Annotated in this window: 16 protein-coding genes; 6 read left to right on the top strand and 10 right to left on the bottom strand. The window is 56.1% G+C overall.

The annotated features are described in order from the left end of the window. Nucleotides 1–8: 8 nt before the first annotated feature. Genes mraY through mraZ form a run of 7 tightly spaced genes read right to left on the bottom strand, consistent with a single transcriptional unit; the run spans nt 9 to nt 8,142 of the window. Entirely contained in the window at nt 9–1,115 is a 1,107-nt protein-coding gene (gene mraY, locus WBP50_RS07785; RefSeq protein WP_423933056.1) for a phospho-N-acetylmuramoyl-pentapeptide-transferase, read from the bottom strand. 11 nt (nt 1,116–1,126) lie between these two features. Further along, on the bottom strand, nt 1,127–2,557 hold the full coding sequence (locus WBP50_RS07780) for a UDP-N-acetylmuramoyl-tripeptide--D-alanyl-D-alanine ligase (RefSeq protein ID WP_423933055.1): 1,431 nt from the start codon (nt 2,555–2,557) through the stop codon (nt 1,127–1,129). Further along, nucleotides 2,554–4,116: a UDP-N-acetylmuramoyl-L-alanyl-D-glutamate--2,6-diaminopimelate ligase gene (locus tag WBP50_RS07775; protein ID WP_423933053.1), complete on the bottom strand. Its 1,563-nt coding sequence runs from the start codon at nt 4,114–4,116 to the stop codon at nt 2,554–2,556. The genes WBP50_RS07780 and WBP50_RS07775 overlap by 4 nt, the downstream gene beginning before the upstream one ends. Next, nucleotides 4,113–6,134, bottom strand: coding sequence for a penicillin-binding protein (locus tag WBP50_RS07770; protein ID WP_423933052.1), 2,022 nt, complete (start codon nt 6,132–6,134; stop codon nt 4,113–4,115). Before WBP50_RS07770 ends, WBP50_RS07775 begins: the two co-directional genes overlap by 4 nt. 31 nt (nt 6,135–6,165) lie before the next feature. Then, nucleotides 6,166–6,660, bottom strand: a complete 495-nt coding sequence (locus tag WBP50_RS07765; protein WP_423933051.1) for a hypothetical protein — start codon at nt 6,658–6,660, stop codon at nt 6,166–6,168. After that, nucleotides 6,647–7,636, bottom strand: coding sequence for a 16S rRNA (cytosine(1402)-N(4))-methyltransferase RsmH (rsmH, locus tag WBP50_RS07760; protein ID WP_423933116.1), 990 nt, complete (start codon nt 7,634–7,636; stop codon nt 6,647–6,649). Before rsmH ends, WBP50_RS07765 begins: the two co-directional genes overlap by 14 nt. Nucleotides 7,637–7,644: 8 nt before the next feature. Beyond that, nucleotides 7,645–8,142, bottom strand: coding sequence for a division/cell wall cluster transcriptional repressor MraZ (gene mraZ / locus WBP50_RS07755; protein WP_423933114.1), 498 nt, complete (start codon nt 8,140–8,142; stop codon nt 7,645–7,647). Between the two features lie 244 nt (nt 8,143–8,386). Here mraZ and WBP50_RS07750 point away from each other — a divergent pair, with 244 nt between their 5' ends. The 6 genes from WBP50_RS07750 (at nt 8,387) to WBP50_RS07725 (ending at nt 13,002) form a co-directional block, all read left to right on the top strand. Continuing rightward, on the top strand, nt 8,387–8,878 hold the full coding sequence (locus WBP50_RS07750; RefSeq protein WP_423933050.1) for an NYN domain-containing protein: 492 nt from the start codon (nt 8,387–8,389) through the stop codon (nt 8,876–8,878). A gap of 88 nt (nt 8,879–8,966) precedes the next feature. Beyond that, nucleotides 8,967–9,290 carry a chorismate mutase gene (locus WBP50_RS07745; protein WP_423933047.1) on the top strand — a complete coding sequence of 108 codons (324 nt, stop codon included), beginning with the start codon at nt 8,967–8,969 and terminating at the stop codon, nt 9,288–9,290. Between the two features lie 17 nt (nt 9,291–9,307). Next, complete coding sequence (gene mltG / locus WBP50_RS07740; protein ID WP_423933046.1) at nt 9,308–10,315, top strand: endolytic transglycosylase MltG; 1,008 nt, start codon at nt 9,308–9,310, stop codon at nt 10,313–10,315. Between the two features lie 100 nt (nt 10,316–10,415). Beyond that, nucleotides 10,416–11,609 carry a phosphoglycerate kinase gene (locus WBP50_RS07735; RefSeq protein WP_423933044.1) on the top strand — a complete coding sequence of 398 codons (1,194 nt, stop codon included), beginning with the start codon at nt 10,416–10,418 and terminating at the stop codon, nt 11,607–11,609. 89 nt (nt 11,610–11,698) lie between these two features. Next, nucleotides 11,699–12,547: a rhomboid family intramembrane serine protease gene (locus WBP50_RS07730; protein ID WP_423933042.1), complete on the top strand. Its 849-nt coding sequence runs from the start codon at nt 11,699–11,701 to the stop codon at nt 12,545–12,547. A 2-nt stretch (nt 12,548–12,549) separates the two neighbouring features. Then, nucleotides 12,550–13,002, top strand: coding sequence for a YkvA family protein (locus WBP50_RS07725; RefSeq protein WP_423933039.1), 453 nt, complete (start codon nt 12,550–12,552; stop codon nt 13,000–13,002). Here WBP50_RS07725 and rlmD read toward each other — a convergent pair. Genes rlmD through WBP50_RS07710 form a run of 3 tightly spaced genes read right to left on the bottom strand, consistent with a single transcriptional unit; the run spans nt 12,993 to nt 15,958 of the window. Next, nucleotides 12,993–14,417, bottom strand: coding sequence for a 23S rRNA (uracil(1939)-C(5))-methyltransferase RlmD (rlmD, locus tag WBP50_RS07720; RefSeq protein ID WP_423933038.1), 1,425 nt, complete (start codon nt 14,415–14,417; stop codon nt 12,993–12,995). The genes WBP50_RS07725 and rlmD overlap by 10 nt on opposite strands. Nucleotides 14,418–14,444: 27 nt before the next feature. Then, entirely contained in the window at nt 14,445–15,359 is a 915-nt protein-coding gene (locus tag WBP50_RS07715; RefSeq protein ID WP_423933035.1) for an ROK family protein, read from the bottom strand. Next, the gene (locus WBP50_RS07710; RefSeq protein WP_423933034.1) at nt 15,356–15,958 is read right to left on the bottom strand and encodes a phosphatase PAP2 family protein; all 603 of its coding nucleotides are present in this window, start codon (nt 15,956–15,958) and stop codon (nt 15,356–15,358) included. The genes WBP50_RS07715 and WBP50_RS07710 overlap by 4 nt, the downstream gene beginning before the upstream one ends. Nucleotide 15,959: the final 1 nt, after the last annotated feature.

The following is a 15,959-nucleotide window of genomic DNA, read 5'->3' as shown; positions in this document are numbered from 1 at the left end:
CAATGTGTTTACCTGAGTTTCAAGGTCATCAGACTGGCCAGAAAAAACAGTATGGTGACAATCCAGAACCTGATGACGATTTTCTGTTCGGGCCACCCTTTCAACTGAAAATGATGGTGAAGGGGCGCCATGAGAAAAATCCTCCGGCCCTGACCGAAGCGCATCCTGGTATACTTGAACCAGAGTACCTGAACCGAGACCGAAAGCGTTTCAAGAAAGAATATTCCTGCCAGAACCGGAAGCAGAAGCTCCTGCTTGATGAGCAGCGCAATAACGGCAATGGCGCTCCCGAGGGCCAGCGAACCGGTATCGCCCATGAACACCTCTGCAGGGTTGGAGTTGAACCAGAGAAAACCCACGCAGGCCATCACGATAGCCATACTGACCACGGCAATTTCGCCACCGCCGGGAATGAAGGGGATTTTGAGATAGGAGGCATAGACCGCATTGCCTGCAAGGTAGGCGAAGCCGCCGAGAGCGAAAACCACGATAGCGGAACTTCCGGATGCAAGTCCGTCAAGTCCGTCGGTAAGGTTCACGGCATTGGAGACCGCCGTAATGATGAAGATCACGACAGGAATATAGAAGATTCCGTAATCGATCGTGAGATTTTTGAAGAACGGCACCGTCGTGGTGGAGCGCAGCACCGAAAACGCCGGATCGAACCATGTGTACAGGCCGATGACGAGCCCGAGCGTTATCTGGCCGATGAGTTTGTACTTCGGAGACAGACCGCTCTTTACCTTCAGCACGACTTTCATGTAATCGTCAAGAAAGCCGATGGCGCCCATCCAGAAAACCGCGAGCATGATCAGCCATACATGGGGGTCGTCGAAACGCGCCCACAAAAAAACCGATATCTCGATGGCGATGATGATGAGCAGTCCGCCCATGGTTGGAATATCCTTTTTCTTCCGGTGCTCCGGAGGAGCCTCCTCCTTTACCGGTTCAATAATCCGGCCCTTGAGATGGCGGATGAATCCCGGACCTGCGACCAGACAGATCAGCAGCGCCGTTACCGCCGCCGCGCTCGCCCTGAAGGTCAGAAATTCGATAACCCCGAGACCTGGCGGGTCAAACGTATCGTTGAGATATTTCAGCAGATAATACAGCATTATGGGTAACGCTACAGTTTTGTTGATTGAGATGCCCGGTCGCGACAGAGGGCGTCGGCAACCTCTTCAAGGCGCATGCCGCGCGAACCCTTGAAAAGCACGGCATCCCCGGAAGCCACAACGCCGGCAAGCGCCCTGTAGAGCTCGTCGCGGTTCCTGAAATGACCGCAGAGACGAGAGCGGTTTTCAGCCCCGAACAATCTCGAGAGATCCCCGAAGGTGAAAAGCATGTCGATCGCGCTCTGCTGAATATACCTGCCTGTCTTTTCATGTTCAAGCTCCGCCGAACTTCCGAGTTCCAGCATATCGCCGAGAACCGCTATTTTTCTTCCGGTGCACTGCAGTTCTCCGAGCAGATCGAGAGCCAGACGCACCGAATCGGGATTTGCATTATAGGTATCATTGACGATCATGACCCCTCCGGCCTCCTGAAACTCCATCCGCTTCCATCCTGAAGCCGGCTGCAGTTTTTCAAGCCCCTCTCTGATGCTGTCGAGGGAAAGCCCGAAATAGCTGCCTGCGACGGCGGCGGCAAGCGCATTGATGACATTATGCCTTCCGGTCAGCTTCAGGGCGACAAGCACGGAGTCGGAACCCGAACAAAGCCTGAAGGAGGGGCGACCGAATGCGTCGAGCGTGACGTCGCGGACACAGAGCCCTCTTTCCGGGCACTCCTCCAAACCGTACGGCACGGTTCGGGCCAGACCGGCGGCGGCACGCTTCAGCCGGGGGTCCTCGGTATTGATAAAACAGGTGCCTCCGTGCAGATCGAGGTATTCGTAGAGTTTTGTCTCGGCGGCGGCAACGCCGTCGAGATCGTGGAGAAACTCCAGATGTTCATGGCCTATGTTGGTCAGGAGACCGTGAGTCGGCATGGCGATGGATGTCAGAAGCTCCATCTCCCCCGGATGGTTGATGCCCATCTCGACAACGGCCAGCCCGGTATCGCGCGGCATCTGCAGGAGCGTCAGGGGAACGCCGAGGTGATTGTTCAGATTGCCGCGGCTCATATGCACCCTGAATCCGGTGCCGAGAACCGAAGCGATCAGCTCCTTGGTGGTGGTTTTTCCGTTGCTTCCCCCCACCGCAAAAACCGGAATGGAAAAGGTACGGCGATAGGCCGAAGCCATCTGCTGCAGACCCGAAGTCGTATCCCCGACAACAAGATAGCGGCGCCCGGCCTCTTCGGAACCGGCGGGACGCGAAGCGAACCACTCCTCCGATACAACCGCCCATGACGCCCCCCGGGAAAACACCTCATCGACATACCGGTGACCATCGGTTTGCTCGCCACGGAGAGCGACAAAAACCTCCCCTCCCTCAACCCGGCGGGAGTCGATGACGACCCTGGGCTCTTCGATCCGGCACTCCCGGTTTAGCGGGTCGCCGGCAACGACCCTGCCGATCCGCTGCAGATCAGCCATGCCGAGAACTCCTTTCATGAGGGCTCCTTTTGGGTTGTCAGGGGGGCAGTGTCCCGAAGGGACTCCCCGAGAATTTCCTGATCGGAGAAAAAATGCTTCATGCCGGCAATCTCCTGGTAGGTTTCGTGACCTTTGCCGGCGACCAGCAGCACATCCCCCGGCCGGAGCATGGCTGCAGCCTCCCGGATGGCCTCACCCCTTCCGGCGACTCTCCTGTAGCGCGTTCCCTGCATCCCGCGCTCTATCTCATCGAGAATGATCTCCGGGTCCTCATCCCTTGGATTATCCGATGTCAGAAAAACGAAATCCGCGTTTTCAGAGGCTATCCTCCCCATCTCCGGCCGCTTCATCCGGTCGCGGTTCCCTCCGCACCCGAACACCACGACAAGCCTGGCGTCCGAGGCCATGAGTCCCCTGAGAGCGGAAATCGCCTTTTCAAGCGCGTCGGGGGTATGCGCATAATCCACAAAGGCCGAGCGCGAGCCGAAAGGGTCCCCGACGCGCTCCATCCTTCCGGAAACCCTGAAAGGCCGCTGGAGCGCAAGGGCAATTGCGTCAGGCGTCAATCCCAACCCCCGGCCGACAGCCGCAGCTTCGAGCAGGTTCATGACATTGTAGCTTCCGGGAAGTTCCGTCCGGACGCTCTTCACCGCATCGGGAAAACGGATCTCCACCAGGGAGGAATCGACACTGCCGGCCTTCACCAGAGCCGAAAACCTTGCGGAAGAGGAGATGAACGGCTCCTCGTCAGGGTGCAGGGAACAGCAGAACCGCATGCTCTCAGGAACACCCGACGCCATCAGGGCGGCATGCGGATCGTCACAGTTCAGCACCGCAAAGCCTTCAGGGGCGAGCTGATCGAAAAGAAGCCTTTTTGCCGAGGCATACTCCTGCATGGTATGATGAAAATCGAGATGTTCGCTGCTCAGATTGGTGAACACCGCAACCCTGAACCTGAGTGCGTGTACCCTCTGGAGCACAAGTGCGTGAGAGGAAACCTCCATGACCGCGGCGCGGCACCCCTCCCCGACCATCTGCCGGAAGAGCGCCTGCAGCTCATGGGCTTCGGGCGTGGTGCGCTCGAGCGGTATATCGCGTCCTCCTATACGGCACAGACCGGTGCCGATATAGCCCGCCGGAATGCCGCATGAGCCGAGCAGATCCGCGATCAGCCTTGCCGTTGTGGTCTTTCCGTTGGTGCCGGTCACACCGATGAGCATAAGGCTGTCGGAGGCATGCGCGTAAAACGCGCGGGCGGCTTCGGCAAGCGCTCTTCTCGAATCGGCCACCCTGATAAAGAGCGCCTCCGAAGCCGGCCGCTCGGGAAATGTTTCGCAGATAACGGCGATTGCCCCGTTCCGGACTGCCGTATCGATATAACGATGGCCGTCGGAAGCGAAACCCCGGACAGCGACGAAAAGCGATCCCGGAACGACATCCCGCGAATCAGCGGTCAGCGAGACGACACCAACCGTTCCGGACTGCTTTCCTGCAAGCTCCAGGAAGTCGATTTCACGGATCATTCCGCTCAGAAGAACCGGTTCCGCCGGTTTCGGAAAGTGCGATTCCGGCATCATAAAAACGAGCGTTTCCGGGCAGTGGAGGTGAGTTTCACCCTGATGATCCTTGATTTTTCAACTTTCGAACCGGGAGCGACATTCTGCGCCTTAACCACGCCGTCAAACCCGCCGTTCGAGTCCATCTCCAGTCCGAGCCATTTCAGAAGACGCTCGGCATCTCGCGGCTTCATCCCTTTGATATCCGGAACCGCCACCGTTTTCGTGGAGTCGATCACCCTCTGCTCCGGAGACCTGAATGCAAGATTTTTCTGCAGTTCTTCGGAACAGGCAAGAATTCTCGACGAGATTCTGGAAAAAACAGGCGCCGCCACGGTTGCCGCATAATAGGCCTTGCGCGGCTCTTCGACAAGCACGATAAGCGCATATCGCGGGGATTCGGCCGGAAAATACCCCACAAAAGAGGATACGTAGACAGGATTGGCGTAGGAACCGCCCGATGCGCGCCTTGCCGTTCCGGTCTTGCCGGCGACGCTCATGCCGGGAATTGCAGCGCTCCTTGCCGTTCCGCTGTCGACCACCGCCTTGAAATACTCCATGCCCATATATTTCGCCGTTGCCGGGGAAACCACTTTTCTGACCTCCTCAGGCTGGTTCTCCCTCACCGCCCGCCCTTCGCCGTCGACAACCCGGCTTATGATACGAGGCTTCATGAGCACGCCTCCATTTGCAACGGCAGCGTATGCCTGCAGAATCTGCAGGGGAGTCACCATAACCTGGTAACCATAGCCCATCCATGGCAGCGTGGTCCGATCCCAGTTTTTCAGCGATCTGACTCTGCCCGACGACTCCCCGAGCAGCCCTACGCCGGTCTTCGAACCGAAACCGAAACTCTTCGTATAGGCGTAAAATTTCTCACGGCCGGTTTCCATGGCGGTTTTAGCCGCTACGACGTTGCTCGAGTGCATGATTGCCTCACGAAAGGAGATATTTCCGTACGGCTCATGGTCCCTGATTCTGAGGCCGTAGAGCGGCAGCACGCCGTTGTTGGCGAAAACCCTGTCCTCGGCCTTCCTGTTGAGCACTTCGGTCGCCGTTGCCGCCATAACGATCTTGAAGGTCGAGCCGGGCTCGAAACTGTCCGTAACGGCGCGGTTGCGTGAGCGCTCCGGCGACCAGGTAACCCTGTGGTTGAGATCGAACGTCGGATTGTTGGCCATGGCAAGAATCTCTCCGGTACGCACATCCATGACGATGCCTGTGGCGGCATTCGCAAGGAAAGCTCCTACCGCCGCCGAAAGTTCATCCTCGACGATGCTCTGGATATCGGCGTCCAGTGTCAGCTGTACCGTATGGCCTTTTATGGGATCCTGCTGCAGGGCGTCAGGAGCGGGATAACGCCTTCCCGTTGCCGAGCGCTGGAACACCCTCGAACCGTCCCGGCCTTTCAGATCGCGGTCGAACTGCAGTTCAAGACCGCTGATCCCGTTGTTCTTGCTGTCGGTCACCCCGATAACCTGCGCGGCAACGTTGAGATAGTAGCGCTGTTGCTCGCGATCGAACCAGACCCCCGGAATTTTTTTCTGCATGATCGGCAGCGCCTGCGCTGCCGGAACCTTGCGGCCAAGCACGACAAGCCGTTTTTCCCTCCTGAGTTTTTTCAGATATTCACGGCGGCTTTTTCCGAGGTGGCGGGAAAAGAGTTTCGCTATTTCCCGGGAATTATCGAAGGTCTTCTGGTTTCCGGTTTTGCGATCGTTGACCGGCTTGCCCTTTTCATCAAAAAGCGGCGTGTGCCTGACAATTTCCGGATCGGCATAAAAAGAGATCGTTTCAACCGTTTCGGCAAGCATCCTCCCGTGACGGTCGAGAATAACCCCCCGCTGTGCCTTTTCCGTCACAAGCCGGACATACTGTTTTTCCGCCTTTTCCTTGTATTTCCGGACATTGACGATCTGGATGTTCAGCAGCATGGCAACGATGCCTGCAAAAAACACAAGGAAAAACAGCACTACCAGCCCGAGACGCTTTCCGAAATCGGAATCCGAAGGCTTTTCCGGAATATCACGTCCACTCATCGCTCTGCATTGGTCATTGAAGATCAGTCGGTTACGGAACAATTTCAACCGCAGGCACGCCAGATGCCTGAAGGCCCAGACGCTCGGCGTGCAGGGCAATATTATGGATCCCCTGCAGTTCGTTCACCTTGAGTTCCTGGGAGGTAATCACGCTCGAGCTCATTGCTATGCGCTCCCGGAGCGTTTCATTTGCAAGGGCAAGTTTTTTTATCGCTATGGTATTGTACGTCTGAAAAAGAAGAATCCCGGTAACCGGCAAAAGGTACAAAAAAGTCCTTAAACGCAGGAGATCCGAAAATCTGAATTCAAAGGCCCTTGCAAACAGGTCGCGTATGCCTCCCCCCTCCTGCGCCGAAGATAACGGCGCACTCCCGGAAAACGGACCGTTCCCGCTCTCCGCTGACAGGTTTTTTTCACCGGCGTCGCCCTCCTCGCCCCGCTCCTTCTCTCCGGCAGAACGGATGTTCATGGCAGCGGCCCACTCAGGCCCTGGCGTCTGCATGGGGTTTTCGCTATGCAGGCTCACATCGGACTCCTTCATCAAGTTTTTCAAGAACGCGAAGCCTGGCGCTTCTCGATCTCGGATTCATTGACACTTCCTGCGCTCCGGCAGAAACGGCTTTTCGGGTTACAACCCTGTATCCTGCCTTAACAAGAGGTTCTCTGAGCCCCACACTCTTGGGACCCCAGTCGCTGCGGGATTTATCCGCAAAAAAAACCTTCACCATCCGGTCTTCGAGCGAATGATAACTGATTACCGCAAGCCTGCCTTCCGGGCAGAGCAGGGAAGCTCCCTCATCCAGCGCCTCGCCAAGCACATCGAGCTCACGATTCACCTCGATTCTCAATGCCTGAAACACACGGGAAAGCGTTTTAATCGCCAGGTCCGGGCGGCGCTGCCCCTGCCTGATGATGCCGGCCAGCTCTTCCGTCCGGGAAAGCGCTCCGTACTTCTCCCGATAATCGACAATATCGCGGGCAATGCTACTGCTTCGCGGCTCCTCTCCGTAACGGAAAAACAGCGAGGCGAGCTCGCGCTGGCTCATGGCATTGACAATATCTGCCGCACTTGTCGGGGAACCGGAGTCCATACGCATATCGAGAGGGCCGTGGTGCATATAGCTGAACCCCCTTTCGGGAGTATCGATCTGGGCCGATGAAACGCCCAGATCGAGCAGAATGCCGACCGCCGATGCATCGAAGCCCCTTTCACCGCAGACCCTGCCTGCGATTTCCGCTATCTGGCTGAAATTGCCTTTCACCGCCACCGCGTTCTCTCCGAAAGGCGCGAGTTTTTCTCTGGCGGCAGAGAGCGCACATGCATCCTGATCGATTCCGATCACCAGCGATCCGGCGTCGAAGCCTTTTCGCTGCAGCTCCTGAAGCATGGCAAGCGAATGACCGCCGCCCCCCAGGGTACCGTCAATATAAAGCCCCGGCCTCCGCACCAGCAGCTCGATAATTTCGCCGGCAAGCACCGGCTCATGATAACCTTTCGTCATCACGGCGCTCAGAAAAATCTGCCGGCGAGCGAGGAAAATCTTCCCGCGTGTTCACGAAGCAGTACCTCGAGGCGGCCAGGCTCCCAGATAACCATTTTTGAATCGGCTCCTATGATGACAACATCTTTTGTAATTCCGGCATGATCGAGAAACTCCCGCGAAAGGGAGACCCTTCCCTGCCGGTCAAGCGAAACAATATCGAGACTTTCATAAATCAGGGTCTTCAGCAGCCGCTCGTCAGGATTGAAATCAGAAAGCCTGTCAAGAGCGTGCTTCATCTTCTGCCAGACATCCGGCTCGTACAGTTCAAGAGAACCGTCTGGCGCTTTCATGAGATAGAGGTATATTCCGGCTGTTCCGGAGGCCGGATTCAGCGGAGCAAACGCCGACTCGCCATCCCTGATGACCGGATTTCCGGAAAAAAGATCTCTGCGGAACCTGACCGGAATCATCAGCCGGCCCTTTTCATCAAGGGCATGCAGTTCCTTGCCGATAAATCCAGCCATGATAGGGGTATCCACTGAAACAGGTTATGCAGATTCGGATGTCCGGAACCGGTACCGATCTACCCGAAAACCTCTGAAATAGTGAAGAACGCACAAAGGGAGAAAAAAGCTCCCACTTTTTACCATTTTTCACCACATAAAAATGTATGAAAAAGGTTACACTAAAAAAATATTTATCTCTTTTACACTGCACGGCAAATCCGGTGGCCATAACGGTTTCTGAGCATCACCGGACCCCGGTTTCATGAATATTCCCGAAATAGTAATCGACGGCTATAACCTGCTGCACAAACTCTTCCCTTCTCCCGAAGGCTCTCGCCTCGAAAGCCTTCGACAAAGGATGGAAGCGCTGCTGCTGGAGTATCAGCGAAAGAGGAAATGCCACATGAACATTGTCTATGACGGCGGAGGATTGCGGGAATCCTCTGCCGGCGGGACTCTGAGTGTGATCTATACGGCATCGTCAAAAAGCGCCGACACGTGGATCATTGATTACGTAAAATCATTGAACACAAACAGAAAAATGGTTACTATTGTAAGTTCAGACCATGAAGTATGCCTTTACGGAAAAGCCTATGGCGCAAAAATCCTCTCCTCCGAGGAGTTCGCCGCCGTGCTTGAAAACAGAAAAAAAACCGGAGCGGGGGGCCGTCCGGTAACGGACCGGAAATACGGCACGGGGTTTCTCGACTCCGGCGAGGTGGCCGCATGGAAACGCCTGTTCGAAGGCGACTGACCCTGAATCCGGAACCGGCATATTCGATCGTATGGGCGATGCCGGGACAAGGCATGCATACTACTATTTCAAACCGTACCCTATCATAATGTCCGAAAGTACTCTCAGCAACACCGGCAATTGGCGGGAACTCGAAGAATGGAGAAAAAAAATTGACGGCATAGACCGCCAGCTTGCCTCACTCCTGTGCGAAAGACTGCACTGCGCCAGAAACATCAGCATTCTGAAAGCCAGAATCGGAGAAGAGGTACTGCAGCCCGAACGGGAAAAAGAGGTACTCAGCAATGTAATAAGCCAGGCCGACTCGATCGGAAAAGTCAATGCCCTGGAAAGAATCTACCGCTGCATCCTTGAGGAATCCCGGCTGTTTCAGCATGAACAGAACAGCTCCACCCAGGAAGCCGGACACTGAATCCGGCTGATGAACTCATGGCATCAACCTATTCCTATCTCCGAAAATCCCTGTCTGCCCTCATGATCCTTGCTGCGGCAGCGCTCGGTTGCATAGTTTTCATTCCAGGGCTCAATACCGCGGAAAAGAGTACCGGACTGACGGTGCACAGGGGAATGGGTTTCATGGAGATCGTCGGCGAAATGGAGCGCGGCGGCGCCGTCAAAAACCGATGGCAGACCATCCTTGCAGGGAGGATTATCCCCGGATTTCACAATATCAGGCCGGGACGCTACACCATACCGCCGGGCATGTCGAATTTCAGTCTGCTCCTCTATCTTCGCACCCATCCCCAGGATGAAGTGCGGATCACCATCCCCGAAGGGCTCGAACAGCGGGAAATCGCCCGTCTCTTCGCATCGAAACTCGACATGGACTCCTCCGCCTTCATGACTGCCGCAAGAGCGCGCGACTTTCTCGACCGGAACGGCATAAAGGGGAGAAGCGCAGAAGGATACCTTTTTCCCGGAACCTATCATTTCGCATGGGCGGACACCCCTGAAGAGGCGGCGGAATTTCTCGTCAGGCAGTTCAGATCGTTCTATGACGACAGCCTGAAAGCCGTTGCGGCATCGAAAGGACTCAGTGAAACCTCCCTGCTGACTCTTGCCTCGATCGTCGAGGCAGAAACGCCTCTTGACAGCGAAAAACCTCTGGTTGCAAGCGTTTATCTGAACCGCCTGAAAAAAAACATGCGTCTCCAGGCTGATCCCACCGTCCAGTATGCGCTCGGGGAAGAGGCCCGACTGCTCTACTACAAGGATCTTTCAGTCGATTCCCCTTACAACACCTACCGCCATGCGGGCCTTCCCCCCGGACCGATCTGCAATCCCGGCTCCGCGTCCATTCTGGCGGTGCTCAACCCTGCCGATACCCCGTATCTCTACTTCGTGGCGACGGGAAAAGGCGGACATTATTTTGCCGAAACACTTGCAGGACACGCGGCAAATATCGGAAAATACCATGCCTCACGCAGCAGCAGATAAGCGTACGGGGAGTGTTCGTGCTATCCTGTTGCACGGAAAGAAATAAATTATATTGTATTCTGAGAGCATAGCGCTTTTCATAACCAACCGTTCAAAAACAATGCAGAAAAAGACCTTGTCCGACATAGCGATCCAAGGTAAACGGGTGTTGATGCGTGTCGACTTCAACGTCCCCCTCGACGAAGACAAAAACATTACCGACGACAAGAGAATTGTTGAAGCACTCCCCTCGATCAGAAAGGTCCTCGACAACGGCGGACGCCTGATCCTCATGTCGCACCTCGGACGTCCGAAAGGGAAGCCGAATCCGGACTTCTCTCTTGCCCCCGCAGCGGCAAGACTTTCCAGCCTGCTCGAATGCCCGGTCGCGATGGCCGGAGACTGCATCGGAACAGAAGTGATGCAGGAGGTGCTCGCCCTGCAGGACGGAGAAGTGATCATGCTTGAAAACCTGCGCTTCCACCCTGAAGAGGAAGCGAACGATCCCGATTTCGCCCGCGAGCTGGCGTCTCTTGGAGAAATTTACGTAAACGACGCGTTCGGAACCGCACACCGCGCTCATGCGTCAACCGAAGGCATCACCCGGTATGTCCAGACCGCCGTAGCGGGGTTCCTTATCGAGAAAGAGCTGAAATATCTCGGCAAAGCCCTTCAGGAGCCCGAACGGCCTTTTGTGGCGATTCTGGGGGGATCGAAAATATCGGGCAAGATCGATGTTCTCGAAAATCTCTTCAACAAAGTCGATACCGTGCTTATCGGCGGCGCCATGATCTTCACTTTTTTCAAGGCGCAGGGGCTCGATACGGGAAACTCGCTGGTCGAAGACAACAAGCTTGAACTGGCTCTCAGCCTGATCAGCCAGGCAAGGGAGAAAAACATCAAGCTGCTGCTTCCCATGGATGTCATCGTAGCACCGAAGATCTCCGCAGATGCCGACAGCCGACCGGTATCGGTCGATGCCATACCCGAGGGGATGATCGGCGTGGATATCGGCCCTGAAACAAGAGAGGCCTTCCGCCGCGAAATTCTCGGAGCCCGCACGGTACTCTGGAACGGCCCGATGGGGGTATTCGAGATCGACCGGTTCGCAGAGGGGACCTTCGCCATTGCCGAAGCCATGTCGCAGGCCACCGCCGCCGGCGCGACCACGATTATCGGAGGTGGGGATTCCGCCGCCGCCGTTGCAAAAGCTGGGCTTTCGGACCTGATGACCCATATCTCCACCGGAGGAGGGGCAAGTCTCGAATTTCTTGAAGGAAAAGAACTTCCCGGAATCGCCGCGCTGAACGATTAGCCGCAGGCGCCCATTACATCACGATGAGATCAGCCAGGAAAAACCTGGCTGAACGGAAGAGAACCGGACCGGAAGAAGAATCGAATGCCATGAGCTATCAAAATCAGCCCTACAGCCCCGGGGGCTTCCAGGTTATGCCCCCGGCCATTAAAACCATCATTCTTGCCAATGTCGCGGTTTTTCTGCTGCAGACGCTGTTGCAGAACTCCCCCTTCGGAGGGCTGATTACCGCTGCGGGAGCACTGTGGCCCGTAGCATCGGCAAATCAGGACGGGCTCTCGTTCCAGATATGGCAGCCGGTAACCTATATGTTTCTGCACGGAAGCTTCGGGCATCTCTTTTTCAACATGTTCGCACTCTGGATTTTCGGCACCGAACTTGAAAATTACTGGGGCACCAGGCAGTTCAACATCTACTACTTCGTCTGCGGCATCGGAGCCGCATTCATCAACCTGCTGACCACCATCGGAGACCCCTATCCTACCGTGGGGGCGTCGGGAGCGATCTACGGGGTGCTCCTTGCCTTCGGCATGATGTTCCCCGACCGTTACATCTTCCTGTATTTTCTGTTTCCCATCAAGGCAAAATATTTTGTTGCCGGGTATGCCTTTATCGAGTTTCTCTCCGGACTCGGCAGCAGAGCGATGGGAAGCGGCAGCAACATCGCTCACTTCGCCCATCTCGGAGGCATGCTGGTGGGGTTTCTGTATATCACCATCAGAAGACAGGGATGGTCGTTGCCGAAATGGCCCGGGCGGCGGTCAAATACTTCCCGTAAACAGGGCGGACAGGCCACCATGCACCATATAGGCAAAAGCGGAACGGGCATGACGCAAGAGGAGGAGATCGATGCCATTCTCGACAAGATCTCCAGGCAGGGCTATGAATCGCTGACCGTGGAAGAAAAAAGGAAGCTGCTGAAAGCGGGAGGAAAATAACCATGAAAGAAGGAAACCGACTGTTCGCTTCGGCTAAACGGAAAGCCGGAACCCTCCTGAAAGACCCCGACAGAACAAAAAAACTGCTCGATGCGGCCTTCAGCCGCACCTACTCGGCAAAAAACGCTTCGCCACTCTTCTCGCTGGGCGAGAAAATTCAGGCGGCCGTCCGCATGATCCGCTGCTACATCCAGAAAGAGTATGTCGATATCCCCTGGCAGACTATCGTTGCCCTGACTGCAGGCCTGATCTACTTCGTATCCCCCTTCGACGCCCTGGCCGACTTCATACCGCTCCTGGGCTTTGCCGATGATGCCGCCGTCCTTACGGCCGTTCTGGCCTCGATCAACCAGGACCTCGAACGGTTCCTCGCCTGGGAGCGCTCAAAACGCGACGGTGCAGAATCCACCCCCTACGAAATCATCGAGACAGAAGAGAGCGCATCTCAGAACTGAGCGGTTTTCTGAAAGCAGGCTACGCTTTCAATATGCACGGTATGCGGGAACATATCGACCGGCTGAACCGAAACGAGCCTGTAGCCGCTGCGGCATATCTCCCGGCCGTCTCTTGCAAGATTCGATGGATTGCAGCTGACGTAGACAATCGTGCGGGCTCCGAGCTTCAGCATGGTTTCAAGCGCTTTCGGGTGCATGCCGGCTCGCGGCGGGTCGGTGACGATCACTCCGGGAGAGTCGTAGCTTTCGAGTTTCTGCAGCATGGTGTGAAAATCCTTGAGATCAGCCTGGAAAAACACGGCATTGCCGATGCCGTTGAGCGAAGCGTTGAGAGCGGCATCCGTGAGCGAGCTTTCGACAACCTCGATGCCTATCGCCTGTCGGCAGTGCCGGGCAAGATAGAGCGTAATGGTCCCTGTTCCGCAGTAGAGATCGTACACGGTATCCTCCGGCTCGATTCCTGCCACCTTGAGAATCTCGCTGTACAGCACCGCCGCCTGCGAGGAGTTGGTCTGAAAAAACGAATTCGCCGAAACCCTGAAATCCAGATCCCCGAGCCGTTCAGACAGAGAACCCTCACCCGACACCATGAACTCCTGCTCTCCTACGGCAACAGTGTTCTTTTTCGAGGTGACATTGTTCACAATGGTCATATCCTGGCCGGGAAGAGCGGCTTCAAGGAAATCCGCATAACGCCGCATCAGTTCCCGGTCATGCCATGAGGTAACCAGATTGACCATAAGCCTGCCGTTATGCTCGCTCGAGCGCAGTACCAGATTCCTCAGAAAGCCACTGTGCGCCTTGACGGCATAAGGAGTCATTCCCTGTTCGAGTGCAAAGGTCCGGGTCAGGCGGAGCACCTGGTTCATCGGCTCGTTGGCCAGGTAGCAGTAGTCGATATCGAGCACTTTCTCGTAGTTTCCTGGGGCATGAAATCCCAGGGCAAAGTCCCTGGAACGTTCGAGACGTTCCTGCGAAAGTTCTTCAGGCATGAGATAGCGGATGCTCGAACAGGAAAATTCGACCTTGTTCCGGTAATGAAACGATGACCGGGCAGGAAGAACCGGCAGGACAGGGAGATCGGCAAACCCTCCGATATGCACAAGGTCGTCGGTGACTTTCTTCTTCTTGTAACGCAACTGGGCCTCGTAGGATATATGCATGAGTTTGCATCCCCCGCAGACCCCGAAATACGGACATGGGGGCTCCTCCCTGTCGGGAGAACGAGCGATAACCTCCATGGCCTGCGCATCGATGTACCGCTGTTTCACCTTTCTGACAAGCGCCCTGACCCGGTCTCCGGGAGCAAGCATGCCGGTGACCATGACACTGAGACCGCTCTGAAGACGCCCGAAACACTGATCCTTGTCGGCAAAATCGGTAACCGTCAGTTCTATGATATCGCCTTTTTTCATGGAGGAGCTGTCCATACATTTCAACAATTAATGCTTCACGGTCAGCAGCGCTGCACCGAATACCCCCGCGCTGTCTCCCAGCTGCGGTTTTAATAATGGAATCATGAGGCGGGCGCTGAAAAGATACCGCTCGATCAGCGCAACGGTCTCCTGCGAATAGAGCCTGCCGATGGCGCCCACCCCGCCGCCTATAATGCAGCAGTCCGGATCGAGAATATTGAGCACCGGACCAAGAGCCCTGGAAAACTGGACGGTCAGGCGCCCGAGTGTCGCTTCTGCCGCCTCATCGCGATCGGCCATTCCGGCAATCTCCCGCAGCGTCCTTGAACTTCCGGTAAGCGAGCAATAGTAGCGTTCGAGCGCCGGACCTGAAATAACCGTCTCGACACACCCTCTCTTTCCGCAGTAGCACGGCTCTCCGTCCGGAAGAAGCTCGTTATGCCCCCATTCGCCTGCAATGCCGTGCGCGCCGTGCAGCATCCTGCCGCCGCACACGATGCCGCCACCCACACCGGTGCCGAGAATCATGCCGAAAGCCGTCCCGCCCCTCTCCCTGACGATCTCCCTGCCGGCGCCAAGCATCGATTCAGCCAGAGCGAAGCAGTTTGCGTCATTCTCGATCACCACGTCACGTCCGAGAAGCTTCTCGAGATCGCATTTCAGATCACGACCGTTCAGACTGAGCGTATTGGAGTTCCTGATCCGGCCAGAAACCGGTTCATACCTGCCGGGGGTGCCAATGCCGATCACCCGGGGAAGCGGAACCCCTGACTCCTTTGACATCATCGAAACCAGGCCCGCGATCCTCCCTGCAATGTGTTCGTACCCCCCCTCCGCCTCGGTAGGTATGCGTCTGCGGAGCAGCGGCCTCATCATGCTGTCGGTCAGAACAGCCTCCATCTTGGTGCCGCCGAGATCGATGCCCAGATAAGCGTCACTCATGGCTTCAAAGGCCTCCGGCCGGATAAAAAACGTGGCTGAATCACATTCTTGAACAGCCAGGAAAGAGCCAGATAGACCAGCCCGGCGCTCGCGCAGCCGATCATCATGCCTGCAAGCACATCGCCCGGATAATGCACGCCAACATAAATTCTCGAATAGCCGATCAGAAAAGCATAGAGAATCATCACCGCGCTGAACAGCCGCTCGACAGGTTCTCCGCGACGAAAAAAAATCCAGATCATCGAAGCAACGGCCGCCGAATTTGCGGCATGTGACGATGCGAACGAATAGGAATGAGACTGGTCGATCAGGAGACGGCACCCCTGCAGGGCAAAACAGGGCCGGATGCGCTGAAAAAGCGGCTTGAGGATACCGGAGGCGGTGTAGTCGGCAAGGCCGACGGCAAGCAGCGTGAAAAGCAGCACAACGAAGGCGCCACGCTGTTTTCTGATGATGATAAACAGCGCGGCCAACAGAAAAATGTGCGAGGAGAGCCTGAAGGTGGTAAGAAACACCATCAGATCATCGAGAGCCGGATGCACCATGATCTGGTTTATCCAGCGGAAAATCCCGGCATCGATCTCTCCGCCCAGCTCCATA

The sequence above is a fragment of the Chlorobium sp. genome (assembly GCF_049593655.1).
In the GTDB taxonomy this organism is placed as follows: Bacteria; Bacteroidota; Chlorobiia; order Chlorobiales; family Chlorobiaceae; genus Chlorobium.
The sequence above is the reverse complement of the archived record's forward strand: the minus strand, read 5'-3'. Positions and strand labels throughout refer to the sequence as shown.